The 16,250-nt window shown below is 74.0% G+C and carries 13 protein-coding genes; 5 read left to right on the top strand and 8 right to left on the bottom strand.

Features of this window, described 5'->3' with window-relative positions:
- Positions 1–49: 49 nt before the first annotated feature.
- Positions 50–3,760 carry a CARDB domain-containing protein gene (locus Q5530_RS31965; protein WP_415366541.1) on the top strand — a complete coding sequence of 1,237 codons (3,711 nt, stop codon included), beginning with the start codon at positions 50–52 and terminating at the stop codon, positions 3,758–3,760.
- A gap of 288 nt (positions 3,761–4,048) precedes the next feature.
- Here the strand turns inward: Q5530_RS31965 and Q5530_RS31960 are convergent, their stop codons facing one another.
- The 4 genes from Q5530_RS31960 to sigE form a co-directional block, all read right to left on the bottom strand.
- Positions 4,049–4,429, bottom strand: coding sequence for a sec-independent translocase (locus Q5530_RS31960; RefSeq protein ID WP_380638433.1), 381 nt, complete (start codon positions 4,427–4,429; stop codon positions 4,049–4,051).
- A gap of 47 nt (positions 4,430–4,476) precedes the next feature.
- Positions 4,477–6,009, bottom strand: coding sequence for a trypsin-like peptidase domain-containing protein (locus Q5530_RS31955; RefSeq protein ID WP_415366540.1), 1,533 nt, complete (start codon positions 6,007–6,009; stop codon positions 4,477–4,479).
- Between the two features lie 69 nt (positions 6,010–6,078).
- Entirely contained in the window at positions 6,079–6,672 is a 594-nt protein-coding gene (locus Q5530_RS31950; protein WP_415366539.1) for an anti-sigma factor family protein, read from the bottom strand.
- Positions 6,669–7,244 carry an RNA polymerase sigma factor SigE gene (gene sigE, locus Q5530_RS31945; RefSeq protein ID WP_380638430.1) on the bottom strand — a complete coding sequence of 192 codons (576 nt, stop codon included), beginning with the start codon at positions 7,242–7,244 and terminating at the stop codon, positions 6,669–6,671. The genes Q5530_RS31950 and sigE overlap by 4 nt, the downstream gene beginning before the upstream one ends.
- A gap of 207 nt (positions 7,245–7,451) precedes the next feature.
- On the opposite strand from sigE, the gene Q5530_RS31940 reads away from it, so the two are divergent.
- Positions 7,452–8,078, top strand: coding sequence for an O-methyltransferase (locus Q5530_RS31940; protein ID WP_415366538.1), 627 nt, complete (start codon positions 7,452–7,454; stop codon positions 8,076–8,078).
- Positions 8,079–8,336: 258 nt separating this feature from the next.
- Here Q5530_RS31940 and Q5530_RS31935 read toward each other — a convergent pair whose 3' ends face one another.
- Positions 8,337–9,299, bottom strand: coding sequence for a helix-turn-helix domain-containing protein (locus Q5530_RS31935; protein ID WP_415366537.1), 963 nt, complete (start codon positions 9,297–9,299; stop codon positions 8,337–8,339).
- A gap of 52 nt (positions 9,300–9,351) precedes the next feature.
- Here Q5530_RS31935 and Q5530_RS31930 point away from each other — a divergent pair, with 52 nt between their 5' ends.
- Positions 9,352–9,735 (top strand): cupin domain-containing protein, encoded by a 384-nt coding sequence (locus tag Q5530_RS31930; RefSeq protein WP_415366536.1) that lies wholly within the window; start codon positions 9,352–9,354, stop codon positions 9,733–9,735.
- A 119-nt stretch (positions 9,736–9,854) separates the two neighbouring features.
- Here Q5530_RS31930 and glgC read toward each other — a convergent pair whose 3' ends face one another.
- Positions 9,855–11,069 carry a glucose-1-phosphate adenylyltransferase gene (gene glgC / locus Q5530_RS31925; protein ID WP_380638426.1) on the bottom strand — a complete coding sequence of 405 codons (1,215 nt, stop codon included), beginning with the start codon at positions 11,067–11,069 and terminating at the stop codon, positions 9,855–9,857.
- A gap of 101 nt (positions 11,070–11,170) precedes the next feature.
- Here glgC and glgA point away from each other — a divergent pair, with 101 nt between their 5' ends.
- Positions 11,171–12,334: a glycogen synthase gene (gene glgA / locus Q5530_RS31920; protein ID WP_415366535.1), complete on the top strand. Its 1,164-nt coding sequence runs from the start codon at positions 11,171–11,173 to the stop codon at positions 12,332–12,334.
- Positions 12,335–12,435: 101 nt separating this feature from the next.
- The gene (locus tag Q5530_RS31915) at positions 12,436–13,794 is read left to right on the top strand and encodes a hypothetical protein (RefSeq protein ID WP_415366534.1); all 1,359 of its coding nucleotides are present in this window, start codon (positions 12,436–12,438) and stop codon (positions 13,792–13,794) included.
- 445 nt (positions 13,795–14,239) lie between these two features.
- Here the strand turns inward: Q5530_RS31915 and Q5530_RS31910 are convergent, their stop codons facing one another.
- Entirely contained in the window at positions 14,240–15,718 is a 1,479-nt protein-coding gene (locus tag Q5530_RS31910; protein WP_415366533.1) for a leucyl aminopeptidase family protein, read from the bottom strand.
- 127 nt (positions 15,719–15,845) lie between these two features.
- Positions 15,846–16,013 (bottom strand): DUF3117 domain-containing protein, encoded by a 168-nt coding sequence (locus tag Q5530_RS31905; protein WP_012783412.1) that lies wholly within the window; start codon positions 16,011–16,013, stop codon positions 15,846–15,848.
- Positions 16,014–16,250 lie beyond the last annotated feature (237 nt).

The following is a 16,250-nucleotide window of genomic DNA, read 5'->3' as shown; positions in this document are numbered from 1 at the left end:
GCCGCGCCTGCTGCGTCACCGCCCCGTTGTCCCCGACGAAGAGGACACCATGAAACGAACGCAGCACCGCCGGCGGCTGATCGGCGGCCTCCTCGCGGTCGGCCTGCTGGCCCTCGGCCTCCCCGCCCCCGCCGCGTCCGGCGACCCCGTGAACCCGGCAGCAGCGAACCCGGCAGCAGCGAACCCCTCGGCGGTGAACCCTGCGGCGGTGAACCTGGCCGCCGGCAAGGCCGTCTCCGCGAGCGCCTCACAGCCCGGCTACCCCGCCTCCCAGGGCAACGACGGCAACCCGCAGACCTACTGGGAGAGCGCCAACAACGCGTTCCCGCAGTGGCTCCAGGTCGACCTGGGCACCGCCACGAGCGTCAACCGCGTCGTGCTGAAACTCCCCTCCGGCTGGGGCTCCCGCACCCAGACCGCGGCCGTCCGGGGCAGCGCCGACGGCACGGCGTTCACCGACCTCGCCCCCGCCGCCGGCCGCGCGTTCGACCCGGGCTCGGGCAACGCCGCCACCATCGACTTCACCGCCGCCCCGACCCGCTACGTGCGGGTGCACGTCACCGGCAACAACGCCTGGCCCGCCGCGCAGGTGGCCGAGGTCGAGGTCTACGGCCCGGAGACCGGCGACACCCGCCCCCCGACCGCGCCCGGGAACCTGACCTACACCCAGAGCGGCGAGCAGATTCGGCTGAGCTGGTCCGCCGCCACCGACGACGTGGGCGTCACCGGCTACACCGTCCACCGCGACGGCTCCCCGATCGCGACGGTCGCGGGCACCACCCACACCGACACCCGGCCGGCCACGGCCACCGTCTCCTACACCGTGCGGGCCCGCGACGCGGCGGGCAACGAGTCGCCCGACAGCAACCGGGTGACCCGCGTCGGCCAGGGCGGCGGCGGGCAGGACCTGGCGCGCGGCAAGCCGGTCGAGGCGTCCTCCTCCGTGCACACGTTCGTCGCGGCCAACGCCACCGACGGCAACCTCGCCACCTACTGGGAGTCCAACGGGCACCCGTCGACGCTGACCGTGAGGCTCGGCGCCAACGCCGACGTCACCTCGGTGGTCGTCAAGCTCAACCCGGACCAGTCGTGGGGCAGCCGCACCCAGGCGATCGAGGTCCAGGGCCGCGAGCAGTCCGCCACCGGGTTCACCACCCTGCGGGCCCGCGCCGACTACGCCTTCGGCCCGTCGACCAACCAGAACTCGGTGACCATCCCGGTCACCGGCCGCGTCGCGGACCTGCGGCTGGCCATCGCCGGCAACACCGGCGCGCCCGGCGGGCAGGTCGCCGAGCTCCAGGTCGTCGGCACGTCCGCGCCCAACCCCGACCTGGTGGTGACCGGGCTGACCTGGGCGCCCGCGAACCCGGTGGAGACCGACGCGGTGCGGCTGTCGGCGGTCGTGCGCAACGCCGGCACCGCCGCCGCGCCCGCCACGACGGTCAACGTCAGCCTGGCCGGCGCCGTGGTGGGCACCGCGGCGGTGCCCGCGCTGGCGGCGGGCACGTCGGCGACCGCGGTCGTGGACGCGGGCCGGCGCCCGCAGGGCAGCTACCGCGCGTCCGCCGCGGTCGACCCGACCAACGCGGTGGTGGAGCAGAACGACGACAACAACGCCTTCACCGCGGCCTCGCCGCTGGTCGTCGGCCAGGCGCCGGGCCCCGACCTGCGGGTCACCGGCATCACCTGGACCCCGCAGAACCCGGCCCCCGGGCAGGCGGTGTCCTTCACCGCCGCGGTCGAGAACCGGGGCACGTCCGCGTCCGGCGCGACCACCGTCACCCGGCTGACCGTCGGCGGGGCCACCCTCAACGCGACCACCCCGTCGATCGCGGCCGGCGCGACCGCGACGGTGGCGTTCGGCGGCACCTGGACCGCCGCGAACGGCGGCGCGACCATCACCGCGACGGCCGACGCGACCGGCGTGGTCGCCGAGACCGACGAGAACAACAACTCGCTCGGCCGGTCCATCGTGGTCGGGCGCGGCGCGGCCGTGCCGTACGTCGAGCACGAGGCCGAGCACGCCCGCTACCAGGGCACCCTGCTCACGGCCGACCCGCGGCGCACGTTCGGTCACACGAACTTCGCCACCGAGTCGTCCGGCCGCCAGTCGGTGCGGCTGTCGGCCACCGGCCACTTCGTCGAGTTCACCTCCACCGCCTCGGCCAACTCGATCGTGGTGCGCAACTCGGTGCCCGACGCGCCCGGCGGCGGTGGCGCGGACGCGAGCATCAGCCTGTACGCGGACGACGTGTTCGTGCGCAAGCTGACGCTGACGTCGAAGCACAGCTGGCTGTACGGCAACACCGACAGCCCCGAGGGCCTGACCAACACGCCGCAGGCCGACGCGCGGCGGCTGTTCGACGAGTCGCACGCGCTGCTGTCGCGCACCTACCCGTCGGGCACCCGGTTCAAGCTCCAGCGCGACGCCTCCGACACGGCCGCGTTCCACGTCATCGACCTGATCGACCTGGAGCAGGTCGCGCCGCCGTCGACGCAGCCCGCCGGCTGCACGTCGATCACCGAGTACGGCGCGGTGCCCGACGACGGCCGCGACGACACCGACGCCCTCCAGCGGGCCGTGACCGACGACCAGAACGGCGTCATCGGGTGCGTGTGGATCCCCGCCGGCCAGTGGCGGCAGGAGCGGAAGATCCTCACCGACGACCCGCTCAACCGCGGCCAGCACAACCAGGTGGGGATCAAGGACGTCACCGTCCGCGGCGCGGGCATGTGGCACTCGCAGCTGTACTCGACCATCGAGCCGCACCTCGCACCGGGCATGATCAACCACCCGCACGAGGGCAACTTCGGCTTCGACATCGACGCCAACACCCGGATCTCCGACATCGCGATCTTCGGCTCGGGCCGCATCCGCGGCGGCGAGGGCGGCGCGGAGGGCGGAGTCGGCCTCAACGGCCGCTTCGGCCCCGGCACGAAGATCACGAACGTGTGGATCGAGCACGCCAACGTCGGCGCGTGGGTGGGGCGCGACTACAGCAACATCCCCGAGCTGTGGGGTCCGGGCGACGGGCTGGAGTTCAGCGGGATGAGGATCCGCAACACCTACGCCGACGGGATCAACTTCACCAACGGCACCCGCAACTCCAGGGTGTTCAACTCCTCGTTCCGCAACACCGGCGACGACGCCCTGGCGGTCTGGGCCAACCAGTACGTCAAGAACACCGCCGTGGACGTCGCGCACAGCAACGCGTTCGTGAACAACACGATCCAGCTGCCGTGGCGGGCGAACGGCATCGCCATCTACGGCGGCTACGGCAACCGGGCCGAGAACAACCTCGTCTACGACACGATGAACTACCCGGGCATCATGCTGGCCACCGACCACGACCCGCTGCCGTTCTCCGGGCAGACCCTGCTGGCGAACAACGCCCTGCACCGCACCGGCGGCGCGTTCTGGGGCGAGCAGCAGGAGTTCGGGGCCATCACGCTGTTCGCGCAGGGCCGCGACATCCCCGGCGTGGTGATCCGGGACACCGAGATCCACGACTCGACCTACGACGGGATCCAGTTCAAGTCCGGCGGCGGTTCGGTGTCGGGGGTGGTGATCAGCAACGTGCGGATCGACCGGTCCAACCACGGGGCGGGGATCCTGGCGCAGGGAGGCGCGCGGGGCAGCGCGACGCTGACCAACGTGACCATCACGAACTCGGCCACCGGTGACGTGGTGGTCGAGCCGGGGTCGCAGTTCACGATCACCCGGACGGCCTCGGCCCACCGGGGGTTCGCGGTGGGGTGACCGACCCGCGTGCGTCGGAGCAGGGGCTCGCGGTGAGCTGACCGGCCGCGTGCGTCGAAGCAGGGGTCCTCGCCAAGGGGACCCCTGCTTTGATCTTACTCCCGGGGTCCGACAAAAACGGGGGCTCGACGTCGTCGCCGCTGGTCAGGGCCGGTGGTCGAGGCCGCTGGTTGGAGCCGCTGCTCGGGACCGCTGCTCAGGGTCGGTGCCTGGGATTCCGGCCGCAGCCGGTGGTTCGCGGTCGCCGGCCCGGGTCCACGGCCACCGGTCCACGGCCACCGGCTCGGCTCAGGTCGCGTCCGGGTCGTACGGCGGCCGCTCGCCGCGCTCCAGCGGCCGCTCGGCCGGGACCTGGGGCTGCGGCCGGGGCGTCGTCGGGTAGCCGTTCGGCTTCTCGCTCGGCTCGTCGTCCCACAGGTGCTTGGTGATCGCCCGCTTCGGGTCGAAGTTCCGCAGCTCCCGCAGGTCCTCCAGCGGCTTGCGCAGCTGCTCGAACTCCGGCCCCATCTCCTGCTTGAGCTGGTCGCGCGCGCCGGTCGCGTACTCGCGCACCTGGCGGATCGTCCGACCCACCCAGGCCGCCGCCGACGGCAGCCGCTCCGGGCCCAGGATGAACAGGCCCGCGACGACGATGACCAGGACCTCGACCCATCCGATGCTGTCGAACACGCGCGTGCCCCACCTTCCGCCCCCGGTCTCGACGACCAGCCTAACCGTCAGTCGGAGCGCAGGGTCACCTGCACGGTCAGCTCCCGGCCCTGCCTGACCAGCACGACCGGCACCGTCTCCCCGATCTCGCGCTCCCGCACCGCGACGGTCAGCTCGGCGGCGTTGCGCACCAGCCGGTCCCCGACGCGGATGATCACGTCCTCCTCCTGGATGCCGGCGGCCGAGGCGGCGCCGCCCTCCAGGACGTTCTGCACCTGCGCGCCCTCCGCGGTCTCCGCGGACGCCGAGCGGGCGTTGAGGTTCAGGTCCGCGTGCTTGACCTCGCCGTCGCGGATCAGCGCCTGCGAGATGCGGCGCGCGTAGTTGCCGGTGATGGCGAACCCGAGGCCGACGGAGCCGCCGGTCTCGGTGCGGATGGACGAGTTGATGCCGACCAGCGCGCCGGACGAGTCGACCAGCGCGCCGCCGGAGTTGCCGGGGTTGATGGCCGCGTCGGTCTGGATCGCGTCGTAGGTGACCTGGGGGCCGCCGTTCTCGCCCGCCGCGGTCACCGGGCGGTGCAGGGCGCTGACGATGCCCTCGGTGACCGTGTTCGACAGCGACAGCGGGGAGCCGATGGCCAGCACCGTGTCGCCCACGGCCAGCTCGTCGGAGTCGCCGAACCGCAGCACGGTCGGGTTCTCCACCTCGACCTTGATCACCGCGAGGTCGGTCTTGGAGTCGCGGCCCACGACCTGCGCCACGGCCCGCTTGCCGTCGGTGAACACCACGGTCAGCTTGGCCGACGTGTCCTGCACGGCCGGCGCGACCACGTGGTCGTTGGTGAGCACGTAGCCCGCGCCGTCGATGACCACGCCCGAGCCGACGCCCGCCACGTTGGCGCCCTTGAACTCGATCGACACCACGCTGGGCGTGACCCGGCCCGCGATGTCGGCGACCGAGCCGACCGGGCGCTCCTTGGCGGGCTTGACCTCGGCCAGCGTCACGCCGCCGTCGGTGAGCGGGTTGCCCACGCGGCCCAGCAGCCAGCCGACCACGCCGCCGCCCGCGCCGACCAGCAGCGCCGCCGCCAGCAGCAGCACCAGGGCCGTGGGCTTCACGCGCCGCCCGAACAGCAGCTCGGGCACGCTCAGCTGCGCCCCGGTCCGGGTCTCGGGCTTCGCCGCGGGCGCGGACTCCTCGGTCACCGCGGGCGGTCCGATCACGGCCGAGGCGCCCGGGTCGCGCCACGCGTCGCCCGCGGGCCTGCCCTCCCAGAAGACCGGCTCCACCTCGGGTTCGCCGTGGAGGTCCAGCGGCGGGCGCTGGAGGCGCGTGCCCGCGTCGTCCCGCGGCCGGCCGAACGCCGTGGCCAGCGCCTCCGGCGGTGGCGGCGCGAGCCGCACCGGGCCGCTGCCGTTGGTGTGGGGGGCCGGGCGGTCGGCGGCGAACGCGCCGGGCACGTCCCGCGGCCGGCCGAACGCGGCGGCCTGACCGGGGTCGACGGCCGGGCGGGCCAGGGGGCGGGGCGCGAGCCTGCGGTGCGCCCCGTCGTCGACGCCCGACCTGGGGGTCCCGTTGCCCTGCTCTGGCTCGCTCATCGCTCCCCGCACGTCGTCACGCAAAACCTGTCGCGGGGCAATCGTGCCCGCCGAGCGGTGAAGTCGCCGTCAGCGACCCAGGTCCGCGACCGGGCGCAGCACGTCCACGCGCTCGGCCGAGGAGGGCGACGGCGCGACCGCGGGCAGGGGCGGCGGGGTGGTGCCCTGCGCGGGCGAGGGCGAGGGGTCGTCGCCGGGGACGACGAGGGCGAGCGCGCCGAGCATCAGCCCGGAGACGACGACGCCGGCGCCGTGCCGGGCCCGCCTGCCGCCGAGGCGGCTACCGCCGCCGGTGCCGAAAGGGCGGCTCTGGCCCAGGACGGGTCCCGTGCCGAAGGTCACCCGGTCGGGCCGCTGCACGGTGACCAGCTGGCCGTCCTCGGTGACCGCGAGGTTGTCGGGCGCGCTGGGCAGCTCGACCTGCTCCGGGATCGCGCCCAGCCTGGCCAGCAGGCCGGCCGGTGCGCACGGGGTCGGCGCGGCCCGCACCGCGGAGCTCGCCTGCTGCTGCGAGTACGCCTCGGCCGCGCAGAACGGGCAGCGCGCCAGGTGGGCGGCCGCCCGACCGTGGGCCGAGGCGGACAGCTCACCGTCGACGAAGGCGACCACCGCGTCGGGCAGCAGGTGCTGCTCGGGCAGTTGCCAACCTCGCAGGTCGGTCATGCAGAGTCCTCCCGAACAAGACCCCGACGGCGTTCCATCTCCAACCGCAGGGCCTGGCGGCCCCGGTGGATCCTGCTCCTCACCGTACCCAGTTTGATGCCCAGGGTGGCGCCGATCTCCTCGTAGGAGAGCCCCTCCACGTCGCACAGCACCACGGCGGCGCGGAACTCGGGCGGCAGCTCGTCCAGCGCGGCCTGGAGCTCCGGGTCCAGGTGGGTCTCGTCGTAGACCTCCTCCGGGCTCGGGTCGTCGCCCCGGATGCGGTCGTGCTCCTCGGGCAGGGCCTCCATGCGCACGCGCGAGCGGCGGCGGGCCATGTCGAGGAAGAGGTTCGTGGTGATGCGGTGCAGCCAGCCCTCGAACGTGCCGGGTTTGTACGACGCGAGCGAGCGGAAGACCCGGATGAAGGTCTCCTGGGTGAGGTCCTCGGCGTCGTGCTGGTTGCCGGTGAGGCGGTAGGCCAACCGGTAGACCCGGTCGGCGTGCTCGCGCACGACCTGGTCCCACGAGGGCACGGTCCACTCCGCGTCCTCGATGGGCGCGGTCGGTGTGGCGGTCGACTGCTTCGGCATCGGGGGGTTGAGCACCTCCAGTGGGCTGGATGCCCTGCTGCACGGGTCAACGCTCGGCGTGCCTCGCGTGTTCCCGTTGGTCCTGCGCTGCGACCAGCCTGACCGGTCCCCTTATAACGATGGTGAGAGGCGGCTGAGAGCAGGCTGAGAATCACGGCTCGGCGGAGCCGGCCCCGGACGGCCGCCGTCGGCGTTAGCCTTCCTGCTGTGGATGCGCCTACGCGCGAGTACGTGGAGCACTACCTGCCCGAGGACCCGGTGCTGGCGGCGGCCCGGGGTCGCGGCGCCGAGCTGGGCTGCGTGCCGATCGGGGCCGGTGGCGGGGCGGCGCTGCGGTTCCTGGCGGCCGCGCTGCGGGCCAAGGCCGTGGTCGAGGTCGGCACCGGAGCGGGCGTGGGCGCCCTCTACCTGCTCGGCGGGATGCCGGCGGCGGGGGTGCTGACCTCGATCGACGTGCGGGCGGAGCACCAGCGGGCGGCGCGGGTGGCGTTCGCGGAGGCCGGGATCGCGGTGTCGCGGACGCGGCTGATCACCGGGCGGGCGCTGGAGGTGCTGCCCCGGTTGGCGGACGGCGCGTACGACCTGGTGTTCGTGGACGCGGCGAAGGCGGAGTACCCCGGTTACCTGCGGGAGGGGGTGCGGCTGCTGCGGCCGGGCGGGGTGATCGCGTTCGACAACGTGCTGTGGCACGGGCGGGTGGTCGACCCGTCGCACCGGGACGCCGACACGGTGGCGATGCGGGAGGTGGCGAAGGCCGTGCGCGACGACGAGCGCCTGGTGCCGGTGATCCTGCCGCTGGGCGACGGGCTGCTGGTGGCGGCGAAGGCGGGGTGAGCGGGGGGCCGGAACCGCTCTGGGGTGGGGGTGCGGGGGTGTTTCGCCTGGTCACACGATTGGGTGAACATCGGCCGAAGATGTACGGAAACGGTGTTCCCGATCATCGGTTGAAATGAATGAGGAGCCCGACCACCACCCCTGACCGCTACACCCCGGCACGCCCCACCCGCTCCACCTCGCTCCGTCTGCCCCGCCCCGCCTGCCCTGCCCCACCTGCCCCGCCCCACCTGCCCCGCCCCACCTGCACCGACCCGCTCACGGCCCGAACCGGCGACGGTAGGCGCTGGGGGCGAGCCCGGTACGGCGGTGGAACTGGACCCGCAGGTTGGCCGCCGACCCCAGCCCGCTGCGGCGGGCGACCACGTCGAGCCGGGACTCGCCGCGCTCGATGAGGCTGCGCGCCAGGTCCACGCGCTCTGCGGTCAGCCAGGCCAGCGGGGTGGTGCCCAGCTCGGCCCGGAACCGCCGGTGCAGCGTGGCCTGGCTGACCGCGGCCCGGGTGGCCAGCGAGGCGACGGTCAGCGGCTCGTGCAGGTTGGCGCGGGCCCAGGTGAGGACCGGTCCGAGCGACTCGTCCGGGACCTCGGGCACCGGGCGGGTGACGAACTGGCGCTGGCCGCCGTCGCGGTGGGCGGCGAACACCAGGCGGCGGGAGACGGTGTTGACCACCTCGGTGCCGTGGTCCTCGCGGATCAGGTGCAGGCCCAGGTCGAGGGCGGCGGCGCTGCCGGCGGCGGTGTGGATGGGGCCGTCCTGGACGTACAGGACGTCGGGGACCAGCGTGACCTGGGGGAACAGGTCGCGGAACAGGTCGGCCCACCGCCAGTGCGTGGTGGCCCGGCGACCGTCCAGCAGGCCCGCGTGCGCCAGGGTGAACGCGCCCGTGCAGAAGCTGACCAGGCGCGCGCCGCGGTCGTGGGCGCGGATCACGGCGTCGAGCAGGGGTTGCGGCGGGCGGACCCAGCTGTCCGGGCGGTTCGACACGATCAGGGTGTCCGCGCGGTCCGCTTCGCTCAGGTCAGGGACACCCGTGAGGGTGAAAAAGCCGTGGTTCATGCGGACCGGGCCGAGGGCGCACAGCGTGAACGAGTACCACGGCCGGTCCTCGCCCAGCTCCGGGCGCGCCAGGCCGAACAGCTCGGTGCCGACGCCCATCTCGAACGGGTTCGAGCCGGAGTCGACGATCATCACCACGTGGTGCGAGGATCCTGGCGGCATGTGCGGTTCCTAGCACTTCCACGTCCGGGTGGGAACAGCCCACGATCAGGCGATGGAGCCGATCAACCTGGGTAACGCGCTGGCCAGCTTCGACGCCCTGTGGAGCCCGCGCATCGTCACGACCGTGAACGACTACGACATCCGCGTGGCCAAGGTCCGGGGTGAGCACCTGTGGCACGCGCACGATCACACGGACGAGTTCTTCTTGGTGCTGGAGGGTGAACTGGAGATCGCGCTGGAGGAGCGCACCGTCCGGCTGGGGCAGGGGGACGTGTTCGTGGTGCCCAGGGGCGCGCGGCACAAGCCGTCGTCGAGGGGTGGGGCGCGGATCATGGTGGTCGAGCCCAGCGGGACGTCGAGCGTCGGGGACCGGCACGACGAGGTTCCCGACCACGTCGACGCGACCACCGGTCACGCCCTGGGCGAGGACGTCTGACGGATCACGCGCCGACCCGGCCGCGCACCGGGCAGGCGGGAGCGCAGGCGGGAACGGGGACGGGGACGGGGACGGGGGCGCTGGGCCCGGCACCCACGGCCAGGCCCCGCCGCCCCGCGTCACTCGGCCGTGATGCCCTTGCCGAGCACGGTCACCCCGCCGGCCGACACCGTGTACCGCTGCCGGTCCATCGCGGGGTCGACGCCGATCAGCGCGCCGTCCGGCACCACGACGTTCTTGTCCAGGATCGCCCGCCGCACCACGGCGCCGCGCCCGATCCGCACGCCGGGCAGCAGCACGCTGCCCTGCACCACCGACCCGGTCTCGACCACCACGTCCGACGACACCACCGACCCGTGCACGGTGCCGGAGATGATCGACCCCGGCCCCACCATCGAGTCCTCCGCGCTGCCGCCCGCGATGAACTTCGCCGGCGGCAGCGGCGGGGTCGCGGTGCGGATCGGCCACGCCTGGTTGTAGAGGTTGAACACCGGTCGCACCGACACCAGGTCCATGTGGGCCTCGTAATAGGCGTCGATGGTGCCGACGTCGCGCCAGTACCCGCGGTCGCGGTCGGTCTCCCCGGGCACGCCGTTGTCGCCGAAGTCGTAGACGTGGGCCCGCCCCTGGTCGACGAGCATCGGGATGATGTCGCCGCCCATGTCGTGGTCGGAGTCGGGGTTGGCCGCGTCCGTGCGCAGCGCCTCGATCAGCGCCTCGGTCCGGAAGACGTAGTTGCCCATCGAGGCGAACGTGACCTCCGGGTCGCCGGGCACGTGCGGCGGGTCGGAGGGCTTCTCCAGGAACCGGGTGATCACCCCGAACTCGTCGGAGTCGATGCACCCGAACGCCTTGGCCTCGGCCCGCGGCACCCGGATGCCCGCCACGGTGACGCCCGCGCCGGTCTCGACGTGCTGCTCGACCATCTGGCCGGGGTCCATCCGGTAGACGTGGTCGGCGCCGAAGACCACCACGTGCTCGGGCTTCTCGTCGTTGACGAGGTTCAGCGACTGGAAGATGGCATCGGCGCTGCCGGTGTACCAGCGGGGGCCGAGCCGCTGCTGTGCCGGGACCGGCGTGACGTACTGCCCGAGCACATTGGACAGCCGCCAGGTGGTGGAGATGTGCCGGTCCAGGGAATGGGATTTGTACTGGGTGAGCACGCAGAGCTTGACGAAACCCGCGTTCACCAGGTTGGACAGGACGAAGTCCACCAGCCGGTAGTTCCCGCCGAAGGGCACCGCCGGTTTTGCCCGGTCGGCGGTCAACGGCCACAACCGTTTGCCCTCGCCCCCGGCGAGGACAATTCCCAGAACGTGCGGTTGCCCTTTCACAGCAACGACCCTAACCGGGTGAGCACCACCTCACCAACGGCGAACTAACGCAGCCGCCGCCGTTCACCCGGCTGCCGGGGCCGCGGGGTTACGGTGAGCCGGTGCGAATTGGACTGCTGACACGTGAGTACCCGCCGGAGGTCTACGGCGGCGCCGGGGTGCACGTCGGTTTCCTGGTGCCGAGGTTGCGCGAGCTGATCGAGGTCGACGTGCACGCCTTCGGTGGTCCGCGCGCGGACGCCCGGGCGCACGTCCCGGCACCCGGGTTGGAGGGGGCGAACGCCGCGCTGGCCACGCTGTCGGTGGACCTGGGGATGGCGGCGGCGCTGGGTGGCGTGCAGCTCGCGCACTCCCACACCTGGTACGCCAACATGGCCGGTCACCTGGCGAAACTGCTCCACGGCACCCCCCACGTGGTGACCGCGCACTCGCTGGAGCCGCGCCGGCCGTGGAAGGCGGAGCAGCTGGGTGGCGGGTACCGGGTGTCGTCGTGGGTGGAGCGCACCGCGTACGAGGCGGCGGACGCGGTGATCGCGGTGAGCGAGGGGATGCGGGCCGACGTGCTGGACTGCTACCCGGCACTGGACCCGGCGCGCGTGCACGTCGTGCGCAACGGCATCGACGCGGTGGCCTACCGGCCGGTGCCGGAGACCGACGCGCTGGAGCGGCACGGCATCGACCCGGGGCGACCGATCGTGACTTTCGTGGGGCGGATCACTCGGCAGAAGGGTGTCGGGCACCTGGTCGCCGCCGCGCACCGGTTCGCCCCCGACGCGCAGGTGGTGCTGTGCGCGGGCGCGCCGGACACGCCGGAGATCGCCGAGGAGACGCAGCGGGCGGTGGCGCGGCTGGCGGCGGCGCGGCCGGGGGTGTTCTGGATCCAGCAGATGCTGCCGGCGGAGGAGGTCCGGCAGGTGCTGAGCCACTCGACGGTGTTCGTGTGCCCGTCGGTGTACGAGCCGCTGGGGATCGTGAACCTGGAGGCGATGGCGTGCGGGACGGCGGTGGTGGCGTCCGACGTGGGCGGCATCCCGGAGGTCGTGGAGCACGGGGAGACCGGGCTGCTGGTGCACTACGACGAGGACGACGTGGAGACGTACCGGGCGGGGTTGGCGGACGCGGTGAACGAGGTGCTGGGCGACCCGGTGCGGGCGGCGGCGTTCGGCGCGGCCGGGCGGGAGCGGGCGGTGCGCGACTTCTCGTGGGCGTCGGTCGCGGAGCGGACGGTGGAGGTGTACCGGGCCGCCCTGAACGGCGTCAGCTGATCTTCAAACCCCGGTGTGATATTCGTCACGACCGTTCGAGTGCAACCCCGAGGGGTGGCGATCGCCTTTACCAGTAGGAGGTCGACTACTGGGGGTTGTGGATGCGGTGGGGTGTCCTCCTGCTGGCACTGGTGACCGCGGGGTGCGCGACGCCCGCGTTCAGCGCTGAACAGGTGCGGTTGACCCTGGACGGGCAACCGGTCCTGGACGCGCCGGCGTTGCAGGCGCGGGCCGAGGCGGAGCTGAGCTACACGCTGTCCTTCGGGTACGTGGCGCGCACCGGTGGAGCGGCCGTGAGCTGCTGGTTCGCCCGGACCGGGAAGCTGTTCGACGTGGACAGCCGGCTGTGGTGCGGCCCGGTGCAGGTGCCCGGCACCGCGGCCACCACCGACTGGGTGCCGGTGCCGCTGAAGGAGGTCGAGCGGACCGGGTCCGGGGTGCGGCTGGAGGTGCAGCCGCCGCAGGTGCCCGCACCCGGCGCGCGGAGCACGCCGGTGGGGAAGCTGGTGCGCACCGACGGGCGGGAGGCGGTCGCCGACCAGGGCGTCGGTGAGGCGGGGCCGGACTTCCTGGCCGTGCTGCCGGACGAGGGGCAGCAGGTGGAGGCGGCGTCCGCGTTCGTCCGGGACGACCAGCTGGAGGTGCGGGTCACCGGGTACGCGAAGCCCGCGGCGTGGTCGACGGACGCCGGTGAGCTGCGGGCGGAGCACGGGGTCGAGCTGCGGGTGCTGCGGTTGGCCGTGACGCGGCACGGCGAGGTCGACTCGGCGTTCCGGCAGACCCCGTGGCGCGGCTGGCTGCCGCAGCCGCCGGAGCTGTCGCTGGACGTGCCGGGCCGGCGGCACCGGCTGCCCGCCGACCGGTTGCCGGAGCAGGGGTCGGTGCTGGTGGTCTACACGGTGCCCACCGCCGGGGGTGGCGGGGCCGAGGCGCTGGTGCTGAACACCGTGGGCGCGAAGTCGCTGGAGCAGCGGGTCGAGGTGCCGTCCGGGCAGGTGACCGGGGCGGTGGCGGGGGTGCTGCGGCGGGCACCCGGGCCGGAGTCGACGTCCGTGTCGACGCCCGCGACGGTCGGGACTGCGACCGGGTCGGTCGAGGTCGTGCGGGCGCGGCTGGGGCGGCAGCGGCCGGTGGCGTTCAGCGACCAGTACGAGCTGGCCACGGCGGGGCCCGGGACGGCGCTGCTGGAGCTGCGGTTGCAGGGGCACGGGCTGCCGACGGTGGTGGGGGCCTGGGAGACCGCGCGGCTGCTGGTGGCGGAGTTGCCGGACGGGAGTCGGGCGCGGTTCGTGGGGGCCCGGCACGGTGGGGACACGATGCCGGTCGCGGTGGTGTTCGAGGTGCCGGAGGACGTGCGGTCGGTGCGGTTCTCCGTGGTGGCGGGGACGGTGACGTTGCCTCAGCTGGGGACGGTGTCCGTGGGTGGTGGGGAGCCCGGGGTGGTGGCGCTGGACTTCTGAGCCTCGCCGGGCTCGGGCTGCGGCGGGGGCTCGGGCGCGGGTGGGGCTGCGCGGGCTCGGGCGGCGGGTCGGGCTGCGAGGGCTCGGGCCAGCGGCGGTCGGGCTGCGGGGAGGGGCTCGGGCTGGTGGCGGTCGGCTCAGGGAGCCGGCGGCGGTCGGGCTGCGGGCTCGGGCCGGCAGCGGTCGGGCCACAGGACTCGGGCCGGCGGCGGTCGGGCCACGGGGCCGGGGCTGGTGGCGGTCGGGCCACGGGATTCGGGCCGGCGGCGGGTCGGCTCAGGGAGCCCGGCGGCGGTCGGCACGGCGGGGGCAGCAGGGCCGGCGGGACCGGCGGGTCCCGTGGGGGGCGGCGGTGGACGTCAGCGGGGGTGTGGCGGGGGTCGCGGTTCCTCATGCTCTAACCGAGTGCCGGACCCCCCGTTTTCGTACATCCTCCCGCCGATGATCACCCCATCGTGTCGCCGCCCGCCGCGCCGTCCGCCCCGACCCAGCTCTCGGCCAGCCCGATCAGCGTCCGGGCCGCGAAGCCCGTCGCACCCGGCACGACCTCGTCGTGCGCCTTGTCCGCCCGCGCCGGCCCCGCGATGTCCAGGTGGGCCCACGGCACCTCCCCGGTGAACTCGCGCAGGAACAGCGCCGCCGTGATGCCGCCCGGCCCGGGAGGGCACTGGCGGACGTCCGCGATGTCGCTGCGCACGTCCTCCGCCGCGTCCTCCAGCAGCGGCATGCGCCACCACCGCTCCCCCGCCGCCTCGCCGGCCCCGAGCAGCCGGGCCGCCAGGTCGTCGTCGGTGGCGAACAGGCCCCCGGTGCGCACGCCGAGGGTGACCTTCATCGCCCCGGTCAGGGTGGCGACGTCCACCAGGTGGTCCGGGGCCAGCGTGCGCACGGCGTAGGCCAGCGCGTCGGCCAGGACGAGCCTGCCCTCCGCGTCGGTGTTGGTGACCTCCGTGGTGGTCCCGCCGTAGTGCCTGATCACGTCCCCGGGCCGGTAGGCGGAGCCCGACACGTGGTTCTCGGCGGCCGGCACCAGGCCGGTGACGCGCAGCGGCAGGCGGAGGCGGGCGATGCCGACGAGGGCGGCGATGACGGCGGCCCCGCCGGACATGTCCGTGCGCATCAGGTGCATCCCCTGGGCGGGCTTGATGGAGATGCCGCCGGTGTCGAAGGTGATGCCCTTGCCGACCAGGACCAGGTGGGGGCCGCCGGAACCGCCGCCGGAACCGCCGCCGGAACCGGCTCCGGACCAGGTGAGTTCCACGAGCCTGGGCGGCCTGGCGGAGCCGCCGCCGACGGCGAGGACGCCGCCGAAGCCCCGGTCGGCCAGCCACCGCTCGTCGCGGACCCGCACGTCCAGGCCGGGGACGTCGCGGGCGGCGCGCACGGCGGCGGCGGCGAGCCAGGCCGGGTCCTTGACGTTGGACGGGGTGTTGGCGAGGTCGCGGGCCAGGGAGGTGACCGCGGCGAGGGTGGCGGACCGGTCCACGGCGGCCGCGTCCGCAGTGACCAGGCGCAGGGACTTCACCCGCTTGGGCGCCTCCGTCCCGGTGATCCGGTAGCGGTAGCCGCCGAGGGCGGCGCCCAGGGCGAACGCCTCGACGGCGGCGGGGTCGAGGTCGGCGGGCAGCCGGACGTCGAGGGAGGTGGGGCCGCCCTGCTCGGCGTCGCCGTGCAGGGCCCTGATCAGGGACGCGCCCGCGGTGCGCCAGTCGCCGGGCGCGCCGTCGCCCGCGCCGACGTACCAGGTGCCGTCGTGCCTGGTGGTGGCGCCGGCCTTGCCGGTGACGCCGGTGGGGACGTCCCCGCCGCCCGGACCGAGGCGCACGGGGTCGCCGGGGAACGCGACGAGCACCGCGGGCACACCCCGTCGGAGGGTGGTGGCCGCCTCGACGGCGACCGGCGGGGTGGGCAGGGGTGCGCGCACGGGTGCTCCTCGGCTCGGGCGGTGTTCACGGGGAAAGGCGCTGGTCACGGCGTGGTGCGCCGACGTAGCGATGCCCCGGTTCCACAGTGGAAACCGGGGCTGCTCGACGCTGTCTCGCTCCGGCTGGTCAGCCAGCGGCTGCCTTGAGGGCGTCGCCCAGGGCGTTGGCCTCGTCCGCCGACATCTCGACGACGAGGCGCCCACCACCCTCGAGCGGAACGCGCATCACGATGCCGCGCCCCTCCTTGGTGACCTCGAGGGGACCGTCGCCGGTCCGGGGCTTCATGGCCGCCATCGCGTGCTCCCTCCGTCAACATCTTCCCCGTCCGACCAGGGCCGGATACCGCCCCCATTCTCCCCTATGCGGACTCACCTGCGAAACCGAACCGATCTTTCCGACCGCCGTGGACTCCGCAGGCGATCTTGACCAACGCCCTGTTCACGGCCAGGATCGCCGTGCCGCAACGACTTCCGCGCGCGCCGGCAACCGTCACCCTCCCGTGACCGATCACCGCCCTGTGGCGTGTCGTGG

This window comes from Saccharothrix sp. BKS2, from assembly GCF_047689505.1.
Classification (GTDB): Bacteria; Actinomycetota; Actinomycetes; order Mycobacteriales; family Pseudonocardiaceae; genus Actinosynnema; species Actinosynnema lopnurensis.
The sequence above is the reverse complement of the archived record's forward strand: the minus strand, read 5'-3'. Positions and strand labels throughout refer to the sequence as shown.